Raw genomic sequence first — 19,762 nt, forward strand, 5'->3', positions numbered from 1 at the left:
CAAATATATTTTTATTATATAAACGTTACAAATAGTTTTTTAATTATTGTATTTTAAAAAAATATTTATAATGTCTTGTTTAGTTTTTGCATCACATATTTCATTAATCACCGATTGATTACATAAAATATTCATAACGTTTAAAAACATATTTAAATATTTTTTTACGTCAGTAAGTGAGAATGCAACCACTATCTTTACTGGATCATTATCTTTATGTCCAAATTCAATTGGTGTAGCAAGGCGCAATAAAGAAACTCCAATCTCAACAGCCCCATCTGTAGAATTTGCATGTGCAACAGCTACATTAGGTGCAAAAACAATATAAGGACCATTTTCAGTGACAACATCAACCATTGCCTTTAAATATTGCGCTGTTATTTTTTGATTCCATAATAACGGTTCACCTGCTGCAATTATTGCTTCTTTCCAACCGTAAATAGGTTTATCCAGCAATATATATTCCTCACTTAATAAGTCACTGACCTTTAAAATATTATGCCCTCTAGCAGCTCCGTCATTTTCTTCTTTACATGTGTTTTCATCTTCAGAAAATTGGTTTATTAGTATTTTCTGTGTTGTTTTTTCTATCCTAGCGATTTCTCTTTCATCTTCTTCAATTGGTATCTTAGCAATCATTTTATAAATATTATTTATATCCTTCTCAGAAAACATTGGATTTACTTGTATCCACGGCACATTAATATTTTTTAGAGGAATTGTACTGACAATGAAATCAAGCTTTAGATTTTCTATTGCATTGTTTAAGTTATGCGCAGCAACTATTGATAAAATATTTACACGAAAATAATTTTTTATTTTTTCTGCCAAAAAATTCGAAGTGCTAAATCCTGTATCACAAACTACAATGATATTGGGGACTATATTCTTCTGTCTTATTCTTTCTAACGCAGCAACTATGTGCATCAATATATAAGTTAACTCATCATCATCTAATTTAATGTCTAAATTATCCTCTAAAATATAACTGTTTGCTTTTAAAATCTGGTAATCATTAGAATACTGCACTAACAATTCTTCTTTATAAGGATTATACAATTTTTCATGATTATTATATCTGGTATATACGCCAATAATATGTGCACTAAGGAATTGTTGCAATTTATAGTCATTTAAAAGCATAATCCCATATATTAAGGATAATTTATATAAAAAGCTTTTAACAATAATATAAAAATTAATAGAATTTTCTCCTATGATTTCGTTAGAATATGTTAAAGTGTATTTTTTTATTCTGTCAGCTAAAAATGCTACATCACTTTTAGGGGGGTCATTGGTAATATAGATGAGTTTTAAAACATATCTTGAAATTTCAAATACATTTCCCTGAGGATTTAAAGAACTCTCATAGGTATTTTCAATTGATTGTCCCCTGAAATTTTTATTTGCCATTAATGACAAAAGAAAAATAATATCATAAAATTCAATATCCGTCATAAATATATTATAATGTTTTTCCGCTAAAGAAACGGCAACTTCTATTCCATGAAAAAATTTACTTAAATCAAATCTATTTCTAATAAAAACCGTAAATATATTTTCTACAGTAAAGTCATAAATTTCCTTTGGTAATAGTCCAAAATCATATATTAATTTGCATATTAAATCAATCCGTTGGCTTTCGCTAATTCTAAGAAAAAACCCCTTGTTTTTATTATCCTCAAACAAAATTCCATATGAACTAAATTGCTGAGATACAAATGCAAGATCTTTAATAATAGTCCCCCTGTCCACAAATAGTGAAGAACTAAAATCTGAAATAGTTATAGGACCATTTGAAGATAATAGCATTAAAGAAATTATTAAATACCGTTCTTCCACTGACAGCTTATAATCATAAAAGTTACATTTACTAATAAGACTTAAAAGTTGAAATTTTTGTTGAGAATTTCCTTTATATTCAATTTTATTATTAGCACAAAAAATCAATCCTTCTAATTTATTATTTAACAAAAAATCTTCAATCGTTTTCGCATAATTTCTTATAGTGCGTGTACTTACGTGAAAATTGTCCGCAAGTTCATCAATGGAAAATGTTGATTCAGCTTGAGTAAGTAAAAATTTTAATAGTTCATATACTCGTGTATTCATTTCATCCTCCATAAAAAATTAATAATATCCGTTATAATTCTATCCTATAGACATCTCTTACAAAATCATTATCTGAACAAAACTGATCAATTTCTTCTGCTTTTAATTGTTTTAAAAAATATGCTCCTGCTTTTTTTGCAACATTCAGCGATGCAATATTATCATGTGAAATTGAAATATCAATGAACTGCATTCCTTTTATCCTCGCAATATTTATAAGACACATTAGTGTTTTTGTAGCATAACCTTTATTTCTATGTTTTTCCTCAATATAATAGCTGACATTACCCATATATAAAATTACCTTGTCTCCTCCTATAATTAAATAGCAATAACCTACAATCTCCTCACTCTCTAAAGAAACAACATCATAGAAAAATAATTGTTTAATATCTCTTTCTCTTTTAAATATATCAAAATTTATTTTTCTTTCGATTAATTTAATACCATCTTCCATATAATCAATCGCTTTCTTTATTATCACTTTATATACTAATTATTATTTCATAATATCATAAATTTTACAAATTCATCGAATCTTTACACTTTTAAATTTCCTTTCTATTCTCTCCATTTATTTAAGAATTTTTCTTTTAAAACTTCAATTGGAGTGTCCTTAGGTGAATTTAAAAATTCATCATCTTGAAATATATTTGAAATCACAGAGAGCATTTTGAGTTGGTCTTCACTTGATTTAATTGCAATATTAAACACATAATCAACGGCAATTTCTTTCTCGGGATCCTCCATGTTTTTAAACAAAACCGGATTTGTTAACCTTAGCATGCATACCGCAGGCTTTATAACATAACTCCCATCTGTATGTGGAATTGCTACAGGCACTTTGCTGGGCAGTCCAGTAGGAAATACCTTTTCTCTTTCAATACATTTTTCTGCAAAATTTTCTTTTACACAGCCATTTTTATACAATAAACAACTTGTAATTAAAATGGCTTCTTCCCAATCAGATGCTTCTCTTTCGATCACATAGACATTATTTTCCATTTCTTCTCCTCATACATAAATTTAAGTATCTGTTTATGATAAATCCCGTAAATATTTTAAACTTAATGTTTAAAATATTTACGGTTAGGCCTAAGCATTATACAAGTTCAGAAATATAATTAAATATATACTCTCCTGATGCATCAATAGCCCACATATCTTTTATTTTATTTATCAGCTCATGTTTGCTCATGTTTGACTTTTTTGCTTCACTTTCTACCATATCTCTTATTAAATTCAATCCAGGATCAATATTATAATTATTGTCCTTTAAAATAAGCAAGGGTTTAATGAATCTTTCTTCCCTTTCCAATTTTCTCCACATATCCCTTGCTATATCAGACAGTGCTCTTTTGTTTGAAGTTGCATTTGGATCATTTCTTGTATTCCTTTTATTCCTATAAAAATCATTCCATTTTTCAATTTCTTCTGTATTCATTCCAAATCCGACTTCTAAACTTTTCTTTACTAAATCAAAGTAAGGTTTAAGTTCCTTTTGAATTTTACCATCACAAATTGCTTCACCAAAAGTGGAAATATTGTATTTTAGACCTAAAAACGCTACTGAATCGGCATATGTGTTTAACAAAAATCTTTTCCTGTAAAAATGTTGCTTTAGATTATCTACTGCTGGTATCAGTTTGATGTTCGTATCCTTAATGACCTCTCTGTCCACTCCTATTTCAAAAAATTTTTCTGTATATACCAATAAATCATCTTCTAACGATGCACTGCAACCTCTATCTACCATAGTATCCGGCACAACTATTTTTTTCATTTGCTCCAGCGTTTTATCGTCAGACACTGTGCTAAATAACAATTTTTTAAAATAGTCTGAAGCATTTTCCAAGTTTTCACAACATAAAACTTTTCTTGTTTCATTATCATCAAAGCGCCAAACTTCACTTATAAGTTTTGCAACATGAACTAAGTTCTCCTTACGTACAGAAGTAGTAACTGTTTTAACTTCTTTTAAGACCCTTTTTAATTCATCGATATCATTTATACTTGAAAGTGCTCCTTTAATTTTTATTTTTCGTTCTCTTTTACCTTCCTCCTCATCTGCAATGTAAATTGTATACTCTAATGTTTGTTTTAATTTGTTAATAAGTTTTTCATTAACATCAACAACGATTACATCACAATTGCTATCCGTAAGTATAGGTACTATAAATCCTCTACCCAATGAACCTGCTCCAAAATGAATAATTAACTGTCTTTCCATTTCTTCCTCCTAAGCAAATAAAGTTATTGTGGATAATATATTTGTAAAATGGCTATTTCTTCATTTTCTGACCTTCCGCATGGTCGTATCGTATATTGCCCCACATCTGCAGGAATAAATACTGCTTCTGCATAATGCATTACAAATGGTTCAAAAGAATTATCTAAGCTTTCTATAACTGCCTCCTCACCATCAACTAAAACATGGATAATAATATTATCATTTGTTTCAAAATATATAGGCTTTGTAAACCAATATCTATGGACAGCCATCGGTTCATAGTTTATTGCGGAACTATCTTCCATCCTCCAACCATATCACTTTTCTACTAAAGGTTGTTTTGCAACCAAATTATCATATACCCATTCTCCTTGGAAATCTTCTTCGATATTATATTGACCATGGTCAATGTTTATTGGTCGTGGTTTGCCATCATAGTCCACTCTTCCCCAATCCCAAAGTTTAAAAGTAGCAAAACAAAACGCATCTATTTCCAAAACCAAAGTGCCTTCTCCCGAGGCATGAACAGTACCACTCGGAATAAATACATGGTCATGTTTTTTTACAGGAATATTATTAACGTATTTTGAATCATCAAAAATTTCTGTTCCCTTCTGCGCTTCTAGTAATTCTTCAACCATATTAGAGACCTTTATCCCTTCTTTTAACCCTAAATACACAGATGAATGGTCGCTGGAGTCTAAGATATAGTAGCTTTCATGATGCCCATAAGAGGAATTAAATACATCAAAAGCATAACTCGTAAGAGGATGTACCTGAAGACTTAAATTCCCTCCATGCCATGTATCCAAAAAATTAATATGCAACGGGCATTTATATCCCCATGTATAATAAGTCTTTTTACCCAAAAATTGTTTTGGTTTATAATAAATAAGGTCCATACATGGAATTTCTACTATATTTCCACCACACTGTAATTTTATTGATTGATAATCTAATATTCCTGTCATACCCCAACCTACATTTTCCCAATCTTGATGAACGCCTAAAACCTTTTGTATCCATTTGCCACCCCAAATGCTTTTAATAAAGATTGGAACCGGACTAAATGGCCTTTTAGACACTTGGATTATTGCATTACGATATCCATCGGCACTTATAAGCACAGGCTTCATTGGAATATTAAAATCTATCATATAATCAAGTTTATCGAATAAGGAACGCTTATGCTTATCCATCATTCTCCACTCAAGAAATGTCCCTCTTTTATCCTTTTTTAAAGGTTCCTCATCATAATTTTCTGCACCCCAATTATCCAATCCTTTTCTATATCTGTCTTTAATTTCCTGTCTAGCAATATTTCCATATATTAATATGTCTCCACAATGGATAATACTAGCCCCAACACCATAAATAATAATTACTCCATCAGTATGATCAATTTCTTCTCTTAAACTGATGACATCATCATTATTAAAAAATTCTGTTAAATATCCTACACTAAATACCCCATATGTCCTATCTTCAGGAACTATAAATTTTTTAAATTTATCAAAAATAATCTCTTCAGGGTATTTTGCCTGTTCAGAATTTATCATTAAATCTGCATCAAGCTTGGAAACTAAATTGTCTAATATTTCCTTTTGATCAACTCCATGATAACAGTCTATAACAACACAAACTTTCCCATTTTCTTTCTTTTTTACTTCAATAGCTTTGCTAATTTCATCTATAATCTGATCATATCCCAATAGTGAATTGATATCGCTAATTTTTACTACAGGATTTGCTTCAAAATTCGGGGCTCTTTCTTTGTTAAACATTACTTACCTCCATTAGTTTCCTAATGCTTATTTAAAAAAACATTCTATATCTTAAATCTTTTTACATTAAAACAGCTATTTTTATGGACTTTTGTTTAAATATTGCAGCCTCGAAAGCTAACTGACAACTTGACTTGCACCTCAGTTAAATCCAATACTTTGTTAGTAAATCCTTCATCTCCTATTTCTATCTGCCTTGGACCTACTAAAAAAGCTTGTTTCATATTAAAGAACGCTTAATCCTAATAATTTAAATAATTTTACAAATGCATATCCAATAAAACTTCCTCCCTCATCCCAAGAAACTATAGTAATTCCAGATGCTATAGCTTCAGTCATTCGACCTGTTAATCTAGCCGCTTCTGTAACAATAGGTCCAAGCTGTGTTGCAACTAGAGATGCAAGGAATATATATAGACTCATACATATAACGGTATGGACTACATTACCTTTTGTATAAGGAACGACTCCTCCTATCCAATAAGGCATACCTGCCAAGCTTGCTATAGGAATAAAAGCAATCCCAGGGGTTACCATTGCCATAACGATTGAAATAGGAACAAGAATTACGAAAGAAGCCATAACAGAGGGATCACCAAGTAACATAGCCGGATCAACTGCTACATTTAGCTTTCTTCCACTAAAGTGTTTGTTCATAAATCCAATAACAGAAGTAGTAACCGGCACAATACCTTCACAAATCAACGCTGCCATTTTAGGAAATAGTGTCATAGTTGCTGACATGACTACTCCCGTCATCATTATATTCTTAAAATTATACCCGGCAAGAATACCTAAAATAATACCTAAAAGCATTCCAATAACCATTATTTCGCCAAATATCCCAAACCTATCCTGAATACTTTCAGCATCAGCTTTAAGGTCCTTCAATCTAGGAATTTTATTGATTACTTTCATTACAAAGAAAGTAAATATGGCAGGAATTGTTGCTGAAGTTGCATAGACAGCAATATTGGGAGTTCCGTTAAATTCCTGAAAGGTTGGAGCTGTCAAATCTCCAAGTTTAAGCATAATAACTAAGGTTATTATTGCCACAATAGTTCCATAAAGAACACTGCCCGTTAAAGCATATATAAGAAGACCAATATATATTCCATGCCATGTATTATGAACATCTGTCCACATAGTATCTGTCCACTTTAGAAGAATAAACACAATATTAATTACTAACATTATGCACAATGCAGGTATTGCCCCAGGAAACATCCATGATCCGCCTGATCCGCCTGATCCATATCCGCCATCTATCATACTAAGTTCAATTCCCAATCTTGTAGACAAAGCTGTTGCAATTGACTGCATTTCCCCAACACAATAGCTCATAATTAAATTAATTCCTGTCATACCTACAGAAAATAGGCAAGCACTACGCAAAGCATTTTTAATCCCTCCTCCAAAAACTAAGCATAACACTCCCATAACAATCCCAATAAATACTGCAGGAGGAAGAGAGATTATGTACCTCACCACATTAGATAAAATCTGCATTTTTTTACCTCCATTTTAATTTATATCTTTTAATATTTCTACTAGTTCGTTTATCAGTTTTTCTTCGCCTTCCTTATCTTGAACAACAAAAGCCATACCGTTCAAAACAGGAAAAGCATGTTTTTTTCTGTAATTTGTAGAACAAACTAAGATGTCGATTTGTGATTCATAACGCGGAACTTCACTTATTAATCCATGCTGAATTTTAACGTCTTTTATAATGCCTTTTTCTTTTAACCCTTTTTTTATACCTTCCGCGGCCATAAAAGATGTGAGTTTACCAGCTCCACAGCAAACAAATATAAATTTTTTCTCAGCCATTTTCTTTCCTCCTCTCTCTAAAAATTACAGCACTTAATCATTGTTACCTTTCTTCTTAGAAACTACTGATTTATATTATTCTTTGAATATTGATTAATCTATTAGCAACAAAACAGCTATATTCATTGCTATAGAAATTGCTGCAGTGTTCAGTGGTTAACCATGTGCTGCCAAAATTTTCAATTTCCCATTTACATGCATTTCACTAATTTTACTTGTTAAAAGAAAACTTGAACCTGCCTTAACCTTATAACCTTCTACTTCTCCTTCTCCTTCAATCACAAAACAAGCATAAAAAGGTTTTTTCTTTGGTACAACGCTTGCACCGACTACATCAATAATTCTCACAGAATAGTTGTGATTGTCTATAAGCTCTTTTTCTTTTGCCAAACCATAATTATATTCCTTAAAATCATAAGTCATTTCTTCATAAGGGATTAAGATATTGGCCTTTGCCTTTTCAATGTCTAATTGCCTTTCCTTGCCATTTTTGTCTTTCCTATGATAGTCATAAAAACGATAGGTAAGCAGACAGGAAGTACATACTTCAATAAACGTCGTTCCTTTTTGCAAGGAATGAAGTGTCCCTGCTTCTAAATTAAGGAAAGTTCCCTTATGTATAGGTGTTCTTAAAGCTAAATCATCGTATGCATCTCTTGCTATATAATCCTCTAGTTCTTCCATGGCCTTTGCCTTGTGTCCCAGAACTACATCCATTGGTTCTTCATCAACATCCACAATATACCAACATTCTGATTTTCCATGACAGTTTTCATGTTTTAATGCATAGTCTTCACGAGGGTGTACCTGAATGCTCAAATCAGAACAAGCATGACCAATACCGACTTGTATAGGTACGATTTCCCATTTTCTTTCCTCCTCGCTTCCAAACAGCTCCGGATTTTCTTTGTAAAGCTCGTAAACGCTTTTCCCAATAAATTTTCCGCTTATAAATTTATTGCTTCTATCCTTTAGCCCTGCAAAAATACTTAATCCAGCAATATTAGATATGTCAGTTTTTTCGTAAAAATCTATGGGGTATCGTTTTAAAATTGATCCGTCACCCCAAATTGCATAAAACGGCGGGGTTTCCAAAAACATTATTCTATCTTCATTTTCCATGGCTATTATCTTTCCCTCCCTTTGGCAATATGATAAATGCTGCCGTTTATTTTTCACAATTAAACCATATCATCCAATTTTCATATCCACAAGTTCATAAAAGTGCAAAAAAAAATGAACAAGGTTGCACCTCTTTAAGGAGTTTAACCTTGTTCACAATATTATGAAATGAAATAATTATTTTACAACTTAAATTGATCTAATTTGAACTATCTCTTATCTAATATTTATTTCATCTGCTATAAATGAATACCCGTCATAGTAACCATATATATCTACTTCATCATTTCTCGCAAGATAATCAAGATCATAGTCATAATACCTTCCATATCCCACTAGAGTATCCTTGGTAGTTTTAACATACAAAGTATCCCCATAAGACACTCCGGATATATCGGAGTTATAAACTTCCAAATCAATTTCCTTGTTTTTATTACTGATGCGTTTGATTTTTCCTCTAACTAAAGATTGGCTGGCAACGGAATTTGCTTTTATTTCTATAATTTCATCACTGCCTACTACTGCATCTACATAGAATCCCTTTCTCAAATCGAAGCTTGTTCCCTTGGTCTTATCTATTGTAATCTTTGCATCTCTTGCTAAAGTATAAGTTTCCTCTTTATTTGTCTTTTTATTAAGTATTGTTATTTTAGTTCTTTGATTCAATTCATCAGTTATTTTAGTTATTTGACCACTTATATCTTTTTCCACAACTTCTGCATCAATATCAACCACAACATCATATTCCAATTCAATCTCTACTTCATCCTGAACTCTCAAATCTTCTATATGAGCACTTTTGCCATTTCTGTATACATCGGCATCTGAATCTACTTCAAATTCCCGTTCATTGCCCTTGGAATCCTCTATGGTTATATAATACTTAACATCTGAACTCTTGCCATCTTTATCTATCTTGGTAATAACACCTTCAAAATCCCTCGATGCTGAAACCGCCTCAATCTCTGAAGCAACATTGTTTTTAGAAATAATATTCACTTCATCTTTAATCTTTAAGTCAAATAGGGTAATGTCTTTACCATCTAATGTTATGTCAGCATCCTTATCAACAGTCAACTCAGCTGTTTTATTTGTTTTATTGTCCTTGTATTCAATAACTATTCTATTGGCTGAAGGATAAACATATTTAATATATCCTGTCAATTTTTCTTCAACAGATGTAGCTTTAATAGTAGTTACGGTATTCCCGTCTCTTGGAACAGTGATTTCAATATCCTGTCCCTCATAGAGATTCGCAAAAGGAATACTCTTCCCATCTAATGTAATACTAGTTTTAGAATCTACGAGATAGGCTGTTTCCTTATTGTTTTTATCCTTAATAGTAATAAAATATGTGTTATTTCCATAATTAGTTATCTTATATAAAACACCATTAATAATATCAGTCCCTACGTTTGGGGTCGGGTCTGGAGTTGGAATCGGAGTTTGAGGATTGCCTTGCAGATAATCGTAAGCCATGGATATCATCTTTGCCATTTGCTCTCTTTTTACAGGGTCATTGGGTTTAAACTCGTAATTGCCCATACCCTCAGGGCTTAATACTTTAGCATCTATTAATAGGTAAAGAAGCGGCTTGTATTTTTCATGTTCAGGCTTTAAATCCTTATAAACTTGTCCAATCTGCGAATTTACGGATACCTTATCCAGTCCCATTGCCTTTGCAAGGAAAACACTGGTATCTATTCTATTTACTCTCTTTGTTGTGCCGGTCTTAATAGCACCCATAGAATCCGCATATTTCAATTCATCCTCGGATATAACACCTTTATATAGGCAAGTCATAACAGCGTCTTGCGCCCAAGCAGGTACGTTATATAAGGTTACTATAGTTTGATACTTATTCCTCATACTTTGCTTTTCAGTTTCTGTTATGTTAATGATCCTAGATACAAAACTTAATACTTCCAAATAGGTAAGGTTGTCTCCCGGTCTAAATCTTCCATCCGGATCTCCTTTTATATAACCTGATTTGCTCATTCTTTCAATATATTCATATGCCCAATGACTATTCTGAACATCTTTATAAGTTGCCGCATAACTTGGCATAGTAGATATCAACATAAATAACATCAAAGATAAAGATATCACTTTTATAAACTTCTTGCTAAAACGCATAACATAAGTCCCTCCTTTTTACCTATTATATCACCTTTTCTCATAATATTCCTTATTTTAATGATTACAATTGTATTACAAAAACAATTGAAAAAATAGTGAAGAGTTGCTTTGGTCGAGCTATGGGGACATTAAACATAGATTCTTCACTAGCATTCAGAATGACACCTTCGGTGCAATTCACAATGCACAATTCACAATGTTTTTACCTCTTACCTCTTACCTATCTTTTAATGCTGCTTTGATAAACTCCCTAAACAATGGATGGCATCTCGTTGGTCTTGATTTATACTCAGGATGGAAATTCACTCCGACAAACCATGGGTGATCTTTTAATTCAATTATCTCAACTAGTTTTTCATCCGGAGATAACCCAGACATTATCATTCCGTTTTCAACAAATCTATCTCTAAATTCATTGTTGAATTCATACCTGTGTCTATGTCTTTCGTAGACTATCTCATCATTATAAATATCCATTGCTTTTGTATCCGATGCAATCTTGCATGGATAAAGTCCCAATCTCATACCATTAGGTTTAACCAAGTCTTTAGATTCCGGAAGTACATCAATTACCGGGTAATTGGTGTTTGGATTGATTTCAGAACTGTTTGCATCCTTCATATCCAATATATTTCTGGCATATTCAACTACAGCCAATTGCATTCCCAGTGCTATCCCGAAAAATGGAATCTTTCTTTCTCTAGCATATTTTATTGCCTGAATTTTGCCCTCTACACCTCTATCTCCAAATCCTCCCGGCACTAAAATCCCGTCTGCTTCTTCAAATAATTTCTCACTATTTTCTTCATTTACATCTTCCGCTTGTATCCACTTGATTTCTACTTCTACATTATTAGCTATAGCGCCATGCCCTAATGATTCAGCAACAGAAATATATGCATCCCTAAGCTCTACATATTTGCCTACAAGCGCAATTGTAACCTTCCCCTTTGGATTTTTTACTCGTTCAACTATTGAATTCCATTCAGTTAAATCCAACTCACTGCATTCTAATCCTAAATGTTTGATAACCAAATCCGGTAAGCCTTGTTTTTCAAGCATCAATGGAATCTCATATATATTTGGGGCATCTAAATTTTCTATAACTTCACTGGAGTCTAAGTCACAGAACAGTGCGATTTTATCCTTCAAATCCTGTGATAATGGCACTTCTGTTCTACATATCAGGACATCAGGCTGTATACCTAAACTTCTTAATTCCTTAACGCTATGTTGGGTAGGCTTGGTTTTTAATTCACCTGCCTTTGACAAATACGGAATCAATGTAACATGAATATACATTACATTTTCCTTTCCAACATCATATTTGATCTGCCTAATAGCTTCTAAAAACGGTAGTGACTCAATATCTCCAACTGTCCCGCCAATCTCGGTAATTACTACATCCAATTCTCTTTCCTTTGAAGCTCTGATCATTCTTTCCTTTATTTCATTGGTAATATGCGGAATTACCTGTACTGTCCTTCCTTTATACTCTCCTGCCCGCTCTTTATTAAGTACAGACCAATAAATTTTTCCCGTCGTTACGCTGTTATTTTTAGTAAGATTTGTATCAATAAACCTCTCATAATGACCTAAATCCAAATCAGTTTCAGCACCATCATCCGTAACAAAAACTTCACCATGTTGATAGGGACTCATTGCTCCAGGATCTACATTTATATATGGATCAAATTTTTGTATTGTGACTTTTAAGCCACGACTCTTTAATAATTGTCCCAAACTAGCCGCAGTAATTCCTTTCCCTAAAGATGATACAACTCCTCCTGTTACAAAGATAAACTTAGTAGACAAAATTTTCCCCTCCTCAGTTAACACTTCAAATTAAAAATAAAATCTAACTTTACAATTTTATATTAATATTCTTTATAAGTCAAAACATTTATAACTCGAATTTAATATTATTTGTAACCCTAATTTAATATTAGTATGCCAATTACTATAGTATAATTATAGCATACACTAAAAAAGCCTAATATAAAATAATATTACAATTTTAATTCATACCGAAATAGTAAAACTTCATAAATCAATATAGGGGAAAAACAACTTCTCGAATTTATGAAGTGATAGCTTATTAAAAAGAAAGGAGAAATTTTTTGAAAAAAATTATAGTAATACTAATTGTTTTATCTATGGTGCTTTCGCTATTATTACCTATTATCGTAAATGCTGAAAAAGAAGATCTATCTATCTCCGCAGGCAAATCCCTTGAAAGCATGGGAGTATTGGAAGGCAATATCAATGGTGATTTAATGCTTGATAAAATATTAAATAGACAAGACATGGTAGTACTTATTAGTAGATTATATAAGGAAGAAAACAGAGCAAAATCATTTTTAATTAAACCAAAGTTTTCAGACATAACAAATGAATTTTATGCGTCTTATATAGCTTGGTCTACTGATAAGGGACTTATAAAAGGAGTAGGCAATGATAAATTTGGATTTGGAAAGGATACAACTGTCCATGAATTTCAAGCTTTATTGCTAAGAGTTTTAGGATATAATGAAGAGTCCAATCTGTGGAATTCCGTTCCTGAGTTGGCTGTCAAACTCGGTATTATGGATGGGCTTGAAAATAACCCCGGTGAAAAACTCAGCCGTGGTCAAATGGCTGTTATGACGCTAAATACATTGAAACTCACAAAAAAAGGAAGTACAATTACTTTGGCAGAATTTTTGAATATTAAGCTTGATTGAAGAAAGGTCATTGGGTCAATCCTGATATGCTCCACTTGTAGTAGACAGTTAAAATCATAAAATCTTTCACACTAGTATTTTAATATCCCGTATTGTATAATTAAATTAAAGTACTATTTAAAGGGGTGTTGAATTATGATAATAGGAGTGCCCAAAGAAATTAAGGCTCAGGAAAGCAGGGTAGCACTTACTCCGGCAGGAGTTGATGCTTTGGTGCGTGCCGGGCATAAGGTTTTGGTAGAAAGGGAGGCCGGACATGAAGCAGGCTTTTTAGATGAGACTTATACTTCATCCGGTGCTGAAATCATTGAAAGCGCAGCTGATCTTTGGAATGAATCGGAAATGATTGTAAAGGTAAAAGAACCTCTGGAACCAGAGTATAAGTATTTTAGAAAAGGTCTCATAATATTTACCTTCTTCCACCTAGCTGCAGAGCCGGAATTAACAAAAGCATTGATAGAATCTCAAGCTGTGGCAATAGCATATGAAACTGTTCAAAAGGATGATAGGTCTTTACCGCTTCTTACACCTATGAGCGAAGTTGCAGGCCGAATGGCTGTACAAGAAGGGTCGAGATATCTTTCCAAAATCCATGGCGGAAAGGGAATTCTTTTGGAAGGCGTACCGGGAGTACCTCCTGCACATGTTACAGTAGTAGGCGGAGGCATCGTTGGTACAGGAGCATTAAAAACCGCCATAGGTCTTGGCGCTAGGGTTACGGTTCTTGATGTCAATGTAGACAGGTTACGTTACTTAGGTGAGATATTTATGGGCAAAATCGAAACCCTATATTCTAACAATTATAATATGATGGAAGCTATAAAGACATCGGATTTGGTTGTAGGTGCAGTTTTGATTCCAGGAGCAAAAGCTCCCAAACTTGTTACAGAGGAAATGGTAAAAGCAATGCAGCCCGGCGGAGTAATAGTTGACGTTGCCATCGATCAAGGCGGCTGTATTGAAACGATTGAAAAACCAACTACCCATGCAGACCCTGTATTTATAAAACACGATATAATCCATTATGCTGTAGCAAATATACCCGGAGCCGTTCCCAAGACTTCAACTCTGGCATTGACAAATGCAACTTCAGGATATGTGCTAAAAATTGCAAACAAGGGATGGAAACAAGCTCTTAAAGAAGATGCCGCATTAGCAAAGGGTGCAAACGTTATTGATGGAAATATAACCTATAAATCAGTAGCTGATGCTTTTAATTTACCTTATGTCCCTATAGAAGAAATGTTAAATTAAGCTTGTATAGCCCTGATCATAGTAGAGAAATCTCCGATATAAAAAAGGAGATCCTCTACTCCATCAGGATTGAGATCTCCGCTATTAATAATCAATATTTATTGTGTGGGGCTGTCTCTGTAGATAGCAAACTCTCCGCAGCCTAATTGTTCGGCTTTTGTCATCTTACCATTGCATACTTCTATGATTTCATTAAATATTTCTTTGCCTATATCCTGAACCGTACAAAATCCATCAATAATTTTCCCCGCATTTATATCTATGTTTTCTTTCATACTATGGTATGTTTGGGTATTGCTTACTATCTTTATAACTGGTGCAATAGGTGCGCCAACCGGTGTTCCTCTTCCTGTTGAAAAAACACAAACCTGTGCTCCTCCTGCTAATATGCCTGTTACGGAATCCACATCCGTCCCCGGAGTATCCATAATAATCAATCCCTTTTTTGAAGGCTTAACAGCATATTCCACGACTTCCTGTATTACTGCATTTCCTCCCTTGTGAGCGGCGCCAATAGATTTTTCTTCAAGAGTGGTAATCCCACCTTCCTTATTTCCCGGTCCCGGATTAGTAGAGCGAATATCAACTCCGAAATTGAGACTGGACTGTTCGGCACGTTTTACTATATTTATTATATCCTCCGCTACTTTTTTATTTACCGCTCTTTCAGCAAGTAAGTTTTCTGCGCCTATTAATTCCTGTGTCTCTGACAAAACCGACGTCCCGCCTTGCTTTACTAATAAGTCACTGGCAACGCCTATTGCCGGATTTGCCGTAATGCCGGAGGCTGCATCCGACCCTCCACATTCCAATGCCAAAATTAAATCGGAAATATCATGTTCCTCTCTTTGCTGTTTAGACAATTCACTCAGCATCTCTCTGCCAATTCTCACACCTTCAGCTGTTGCATTGATTGTTCCGCCTGATTCCTGTATTAAAATACATGCTACAGATTTTCCGGTTTGTGCAATTTCCTCCGCTACTTTTTTTGTTTGAATAACTTCACATCCTAAACCCACTACAATACATGCACCTACATTGGGATTGCTGCCGTAGCCCACTAAGGTTCTATGAACCCGTTCCGCTTCACGAGGTAAATGTCCGCATCCGTTTTGATGGGTAATAGGTACTGCTCCTGTTAGTTGCTGAGCAATATTCCTTACAGGATTATTGGCGCAAGCAACTGTTGATAATATCAATAAATGATTTCTGACTCCAACTGTTCCGTTGGAACGAGTATATCCCATAAACTTCATTAATAATTCACCCCTTATTTTTTATCTCCTCGTCCTCTAGCTCCTTCTATATTATGAAGATGTGCGTGTTCTCCCTTTTTAATATCTTGAGTTGCTCTTCCGATTACTGCTCCGTATTTTATAATATCGGAACCGGATAAAATATCGTATAAAGCAAATTTATGGCCAAATGCAATATCATCCTTCAGATTTACTTCCATCGTTAGGATATCTCCCCTTGCTAAAACCTTAGTACCCTTAGCCAAATTCTTTAATGCAGTGGCGACGTTATCTTTGTCGCTTATTATTATTGCATCTTGGGTTTTTTCCGCCATTTTTATCACCATCCTCATTCTATTATATAACCCTCAGCATCAAATTGGATTTCTCTAAATTCCCCAATCCTTTCAATTCCTTCATAATCCTTAATTTCTTCCCAATAAGCCAGAGAAACTTCAATTTCATCCATATGTAATGTATTTTTAATCCTTACAATCTTTGCTTTATTGAAATCAATATTGTTACAAGATCTTATAGCTATAAGCAAAGCTTCCTTATCGCTGTTTGCATACATAGGAATCCTTCCGCTGTAAAGAACCGTCGAATTTGCTATATTGGTCCAAGTTGAATCCCAATCAATGTCATTTAACATGCGTTGCGTACTAATATCAACAAATCCAATACCGCAGGCATTATGACGGGTATCCTCCGTTAGTCCTCTAACAAACAGCTGCTGATAATCAAGTACCTCATGAGAAATGATATTGGGGTCAAAGCCGGTGCCGCTTACGTTTTTTCCCATCTCATCTATCACTATGACATCCATATGGGGATACTTAAAATGTGCCATATTCTTTTTAGCAATTTGAAGCAGTTCGGCATCTTTTTCCAATATATTTTCTCTGGGTACAACTTCAAGTTTACAGATTTTATCATAGGCATTTTCAACGATACCTACAGCAAATACATTTTTAAAACATTTTAAAAATTCTTCACATACTTGCGGAATTCTTTCTGCAAATGTCGGGAAGCCTTTCATATGAAACATTGCTGACCCAACATGCTTGCCCAAGCCTATAGCCATCATCTTTGCTAATCCGCTTTCATGTTTTCCATGAAAATTGGTATGCGGTTTTACTTTATTGATTATTACAATACCATCACTGTTATAAGCATATTTATCAATATAAAGGGGAGTACCATCTTCAAGACTTGAATATTGAACTACATCCATACTTGAAAGAATTTCAGCACCCATGCTTTCTTCTATAATATTGAATGTTGCAAGCATTTCTTTCTGTCCTTCGGCAGTGCCGCCGGCATGGCTGCCCATTGCCGGTATAATAAAAGGTTTTGCTCCCCATTCTTTAAGTTGGTCTACTACTGTTTTAGTTATTAAATCAATATTAGAAATTCCCCGGCTGCCGCCGGTAATGCAGATTCTTTTATCCCTATACCATTCCTTGTCGGTAATCGTTTCGTTCATATTGCTAATCAAATGACCCCTTATATCTTCAATACAAGAGGAATCAAATTTTTGCCTAATTTTCACCATAGGGGGAATTACAATATCTTCCAGTCCCTTAAGAACAAAGTCAGATTTCGGGAAATCTATAAACATAATTTATTGCCCCTTCCTTTAATAAATATATGAGCTTATTCCAATACTCCGCCCTGATCAGCTGACTTAGCTAACTTAGCATATCTTGCCAATACGCCCTTAAGTTTTTTAGGAGTATAACTCCAAGATTCTCTGCGTTTAACAAGTTCTGCCTCAGATACATGAAGTTCCAACTTTCTATTTATGACATCAATACTAATTTCATCACCATCCTGAACAAGTGCTATTGGACCGCCGGCTGCAGCTTCAGGAGAAATATGCCCTACAAAGCAGCCGCTGTTAGTTCCCGAAAATCTGCCGTCAGTAATAACAGCTGTAGATCTTTCAAGTCCTTGCCCATCCAACATCTTTGAAGCTTTAAACATTTCACGCATTCCGGGACCACCCTTTGGACCTTCATATCTGACAACTACAACATGTCCCGGCTTTATCTTGTTTTGTGAAATTGCCAAAGTACATTCTTCTTCCGAATCAAAACAAATTGCCTTGCCTACAAATTGTCTTACGTCTTCATGTATTCCTAAAGGCTTTGACACTCCTGTATTTGGCGCCAGATTGCCACGCATAATAGCTATTCCTCCCAGTTTATCATGGGGGTTATCAAGGTTGCGAATCAAATCTTTATTTGCAGGATATAAAAATTTGTATTCGTTCAAATTATCCTCTAAGGTCTTGCCTGATACTGTCATACAATCACCATATAAGAGTGTTTTTAATTCTTTCATTACGGCAGGAACACCTCCGGCATAGTAAAAATCTTCCATATCATACTGTGAAGCCGGAAAGATATTTGCAATAGCAGGGATTTTTTTACTGTAATCATCTATTAAATCGATAATCTCGGATGGAGAAATACCCAATTCATATGCTATTGCACACAGGTGAATAACCGCATTGGTTGAGCCGCCTGTTGCCATTAAAAATATAATTGCATTTTCTATAGACTTAAGAGTCAAAATCTTTCCTGATGTTATATCCTTTTGAACTAATTCAACAATCTTTACTCCGGTTTCCAATGATGCCCTTAATCTTTCATTGTAAGGAGCTGGAATGGCGGCAGTTCCCGAAAGACTCAAACCCAACGCTTCACTAATACAGCACATCGTGTTTGCAGTTCCATAAAATTGGCATGAGCCTGACGAAGGGACACATGTTGTTGTCAAAGCCTGCACTTCATCCATAGTTGCCAGCCCTGCTTGATACATTCCCAAGGCTTTAGTTACAGTGGATGCATCGGCATTTTTAACATCTCTGAAAGGTCCGCCGCTTAACATACAGCCTCCATTGATTAATATACAAGGTATATTAAGTCTTGCAGCTGCCATAATCATTCCGGGAACTATCTTATCACATGATGCTATCAATACTAATCCGTTAAACTTATGAGCCTTTGCCTGTATTTCTATGCTGTCTGCAATATTATCCCGAGACGGAAGCACATAATTTCCTCCGGCATGACCTGTCGCAATACCATCACAAATTGCTATTGTCCCAAATTCAACAGGAGTTCCTCCTCCTCTGTAAACTCCATTTTTGACATATTGTGCGATGGTTCTTAAATTATTATGTCCCGGTACCATTTCATTGAAAGAATTTGCTATTCCTATAATAGGACGTGATAAATCATCATCAGAAAGAGAAGCACCTTTGCACATTCCTTTATTGGAAATATATTCCTCTGTATTGAAAATCCCAACTTCTTTCATATTTAA

18 protein-coding genes are annotated in these 19,762 nt (G+C 34.1%); 2 read left to right on the plus strand and 16 right to left on the minus strand.

Features of this window, described 5'->3' with window-relative positions; genetic code table 11:
• Nucleotides 1–39 precede the first annotated feature (39 nt).
• The 12 genes from H8707_RS12005 to H8707_RS12060 form a co-directional block, all read right to left on the minus strand.
• Nucleotides 40–2,112 (minus strand): BglG family transcription antiterminator, encoded by a 2,073-nt coding sequence (locus H8707_RS12005; protein WP_262430378.1) that lies wholly within the window; start codon nucleotides 2,110–2,112, stop codon nucleotides 40–42.
• 31 nt (nucleotides 2,113–2,143) lie between these two features.
• The gene (locus tag H8707_RS12010; RefSeq protein ID WP_262430379.1) at nucleotides 2,144–2,569 is read right to left on the minus strand and encodes a GNAT family N-acetyltransferase; all 426 of its coding nucleotides are present in this window, start codon (nucleotides 2,567–2,569) and stop codon (nucleotides 2,144–2,146) included.
• Nucleotides 2,570–2,673: 104 nt separating this feature from the next.
• The gene (locus H8707_RS12015) at nucleotides 2,674–3,117 is read right to left on the minus strand and encodes a PTS sugar transporter subunit IIA (RefSeq protein WP_262430380.1); all 444 of its coding nucleotides are present in this window, start codon (nucleotides 3,115–3,117) and stop codon (nucleotides 2,674–2,676) included.
• Between the two features lie 97 nt (nucleotides 3,118–3,214).
• Nucleotides 3,215–4,342 carry a mannitol dehydrogenase family protein gene (locus tag H8707_RS12020; RefSeq protein WP_262430381.1) on the minus strand — a complete coding sequence of 376 codons (1,128 nt, stop codon included), beginning with the start codon at nucleotides 4,340–4,342 and terminating at the stop codon, nucleotides 3,215–3,217.
• A gap of 23 nt (nucleotides 4,343–4,365) precedes the next feature.
• Complete coding sequence (locus tag H8707_RS12025) at nucleotides 4,366–4,647, minus strand: hypothetical protein (protein WP_262430382.1); 282 nt, start codon at nucleotides 4,645–4,647, stop codon at nucleotides 4,366–4,368.
• 12 nt (nucleotides 4,648–4,659) lie between these two features.
• Complete coding sequence (locus H8707_RS12030) at nucleotides 4,660–6,126, minus strand: class I mannose-6-phosphate isomerase (RefSeq protein WP_262430383.1); 1,467 nt, start codon at nucleotides 6,124–6,126, stop codon at nucleotides 4,660–4,662.
• 95 nt (nucleotides 6,127–6,221) lie between these two features.
• Nucleotides 6,222–6,350, minus strand: coding sequence for a hypothetical protein (locus tag H8707_RS12035; protein WP_262430384.1), 129 nt, complete (start codon nucleotides 6,348–6,350; stop codon nucleotides 6,222–6,224).
• A 1-nt stretch (nucleotide 6,351) separates the two neighbouring features.
• Nucleotides 6,352–7,635, minus strand: a complete 1,284-nt coding sequence (locus H8707_RS12040; protein WP_262430385.1) for a PTS transporter subunit IIC — start codon at nucleotides 7,633–7,635, stop codon at nucleotides 6,352–6,354.
• 15 nt (nucleotides 7,636–7,650) lie between these two features.
• The gene (locus H8707_RS12045; protein WP_262430386.1) at nucleotides 7,651–7,956 is read right to left on the minus strand and encodes a PTS sugar transporter subunit IIB; all 306 of its coding nucleotides are present in this window, start codon (nucleotides 7,954–7,956) and stop codon (nucleotides 7,651–7,653) included.
• A 156-nt stretch (nucleotides 7,957–8,112) separates the two neighbouring features.
• Nucleotides 8,113–9,135 carry a class I mannose-6-phosphate isomerase gene (locus tag H8707_RS12050; RefSeq protein WP_262430387.1) on the minus strand — a complete coding sequence of 341 codons (1,023 nt, stop codon included), beginning with the start codon at nucleotides 9,133–9,135 and terminating at the stop codon, nucleotides 8,113–8,115.
• Nucleotides 9,136–9,294: 159 nt separating this feature from the next.
• Nucleotides 9,295–11,214, minus strand: coding sequence for an S-layer homology domain-containing protein (locus tag H8707_RS12055; RefSeq protein ID WP_262430388.1), 1,920 nt, complete (start codon nucleotides 11,212–11,214; stop codon nucleotides 9,295–9,297).
• A gap of 219 nt (nucleotides 11,215–11,433) precedes the next feature.
• Nucleotides 11,434–13,032, minus strand: coding sequence for a CTP synthase (locus H8707_RS12060; RefSeq protein ID WP_262430389.1), 1,599 nt, complete (start codon nucleotides 13,030–13,032; stop codon nucleotides 11,434–11,436).
• A 305-nt stretch (nucleotides 13,033–13,337) separates the two neighbouring features.
• On the opposite strand from H8707_RS12060, the gene H8707_RS12065 reads away from it, so the two are divergent.
• Together H8707_RS12065 and ald are read left to right on the plus strand one after the other, a co-directional pair.
• A complete protein-coding gene (locus H8707_RS12065; protein ID WP_262430390.1) occupies nucleotides 13,338–13,940 on the plus strand; it encodes an S-layer homology domain-containing protein in 603 nt (200 codons plus the stop codon).
• 135 nt (nucleotides 13,941–14,075) lie between these two features.
• Entirely contained in the window at nucleotides 14,076–15,194 is a 1,119-nt protein-coding gene (ald, locus tag H8707_RS12070; RefSeq protein ID WP_262430391.1) for an alanine dehydrogenase, read from the plus strand.
• 98 nt (nucleotides 15,195–15,292) lie between these two features.
• Here the strand turns inward: ald and H8707_RS12075 are convergent, their stop codons facing one another.
• Genes H8707_RS12075 through ilvD form a run of 4 tightly spaced genes read right to left on the minus strand, consistent with a single transcriptional unit; the run spans nucleotide 15,293 to nucleotide 19,756 of the window.
• Nucleotides 15,293–16,450: a UxaA family hydrolase gene (locus tag H8707_RS12075; RefSeq protein ID WP_262430392.1), complete on the minus strand. Its 1,158-nt coding sequence runs from the start codon at nucleotides 16,448–16,450 to the stop codon at nucleotides 15,293–15,295.
• Between the two features lie 14 nt (nucleotides 16,451–16,464).
• Nucleotides 16,465–16,764, minus strand: coding sequence for a UxaA family hydrolase (locus tag H8707_RS12080; protein WP_262430393.1), 300 nt, complete (start codon nucleotides 16,762–16,764; stop codon nucleotides 16,465–16,467).
• Between the two features lie 14 nt (nucleotides 16,765–16,778).
• Nucleotides 16,779–18,050, minus strand: a complete 1,272-nt coding sequence (locus tag H8707_RS12085) for a nickel-dependent lactate racemase (protein WP_262430394.1) — start codon at nucleotides 18,048–18,050, stop codon at nucleotides 16,779–16,781.
• A 35-nt stretch (nucleotides 18,051–18,085) separates the two neighbouring features.
• A complete protein-coding gene (gene ilvD / locus H8707_RS12090; RefSeq protein WP_262430395.1) occupies nucleotides 18,086–19,756 on the minus strand; it encodes a dihydroxy-acid dehydratase in 1,671 nt (556 codons plus the stop codon).
• Between the last annotated feature and the right edge of the window lie 6 nt (nucleotides 19,757–19,762).

It is taken from the genome of Paratissierella segnis (genome assembly GCF_014385195.1).
Classification (GTDB): Bacteria; Bacillota; Clostridia; order Tissierellales; family Tissierellaceae; genus Paratissierella; species Paratissierella segnis.

Excerpts from the sequence above, each read along its gene's own strand:
- H8707_RS12005 (WP_262430378.1), bottom strand. The coding sequence starts at position 2,112 with ATGAATACACGAGTATATGAACTATTAAAATTTTTACTTACTCAAGCT.
- H8707_RS12010 (WP_262430379.1), bottom strand. The coding sequence starts at position 2,569 with ATGGAAGATGGTATTAAATTAATCGAAAGAAAAATAAATTTTGATATA.
- H8707_RS12015 (WP_262430380.1), bottom strand. The coding sequence starts at position 3,117 with ATGGAAAATAATGTCTATGTGATCGAAAGAGAAGCATCTGATTGGGAA.
- H8707_RS12020 (WP_262430381.1), bottom strand. The coding sequence starts at position 4,342 with ATGGAAAGACAGTTAATTATTCATTTTGGAGCAGGTTCATTGGGTAGA.
- H8707_RS12025 (WP_262430382.1), bottom strand. The coding sequence starts at position 4,647 with ATGGAAGATAGTTCCGCAATAAACTATGAACCGATGGCTGTCCATAGA.
- H8707_RS12030 (WP_262430383.1), bottom strand. The coding sequence starts at position 6,126 with ATGTTTAACAAAGAAAGAGCCCCGAATTTTGAAGCAAATCCTGTAGTA.
- H8707_RS12035 (WP_262430384.1), bottom strand. The coding sequence starts at position 6,350 with ATGAAACAAGCTTTTTTAGTAGGTCCAAGGCAGATAGAAATAGGAGAT.
- H8707_RS12040 (WP_262430385.1), bottom strand. The coding sequence starts at position 7,635 with ATGCAGATTTTATCTAATGTGGTGAGGTACATAATCTCTCTTCCTCCT.
- H8707_RS12045 (WP_262430386.1), bottom strand. The coding sequence starts at position 7,956 with ATGGCTGAGAAAAAATTTATATTTGTTTGCTGTGGAGCTGGTAAACTC.
- H8707_RS12055 (WP_262430388.1), bottom strand. The coding sequence starts at position 11,214 with ATGCGTTTTAGCAAGAAGTTTATAAAAGTGATATCTTTATCTTTGATG.
- ald (WP_262430391.1), top strand. The coding sequence starts at position 14,076 with ATGATAATAGGAGTGCCCAAAGAAATTAAGGCTCAGGAAAGCAGGGTA.
- H8707_RS12075 (WP_262430392.1), bottom strand. The coding sequence starts at position 16,450 with ATGAAGTTTATGGGATATACTCGTTCCAACGGAACAGTTGGAGTCAGA.
- H8707_RS12080 (WP_262430393.1), bottom strand. The coding sequence starts at position 16,764 with ATGGCGGAAAAAACCCAAGATGCAATAATAATAAGCGACAAAGATAAC.
- H8707_RS12085 (WP_262430394.1), bottom strand. The coding sequence starts at position 18,050 with ATGTTTATAGATTTCCCGAAATCTGACTTTGTTCTTAAGGGACTGGAA.
- ilvD (WP_262430395.1), bottom strand. The coding sequence starts at position 19,756 with ATGAAAGAAGTTGGGATTTTCAATACAGAGGAATATATTTCCAATAAA.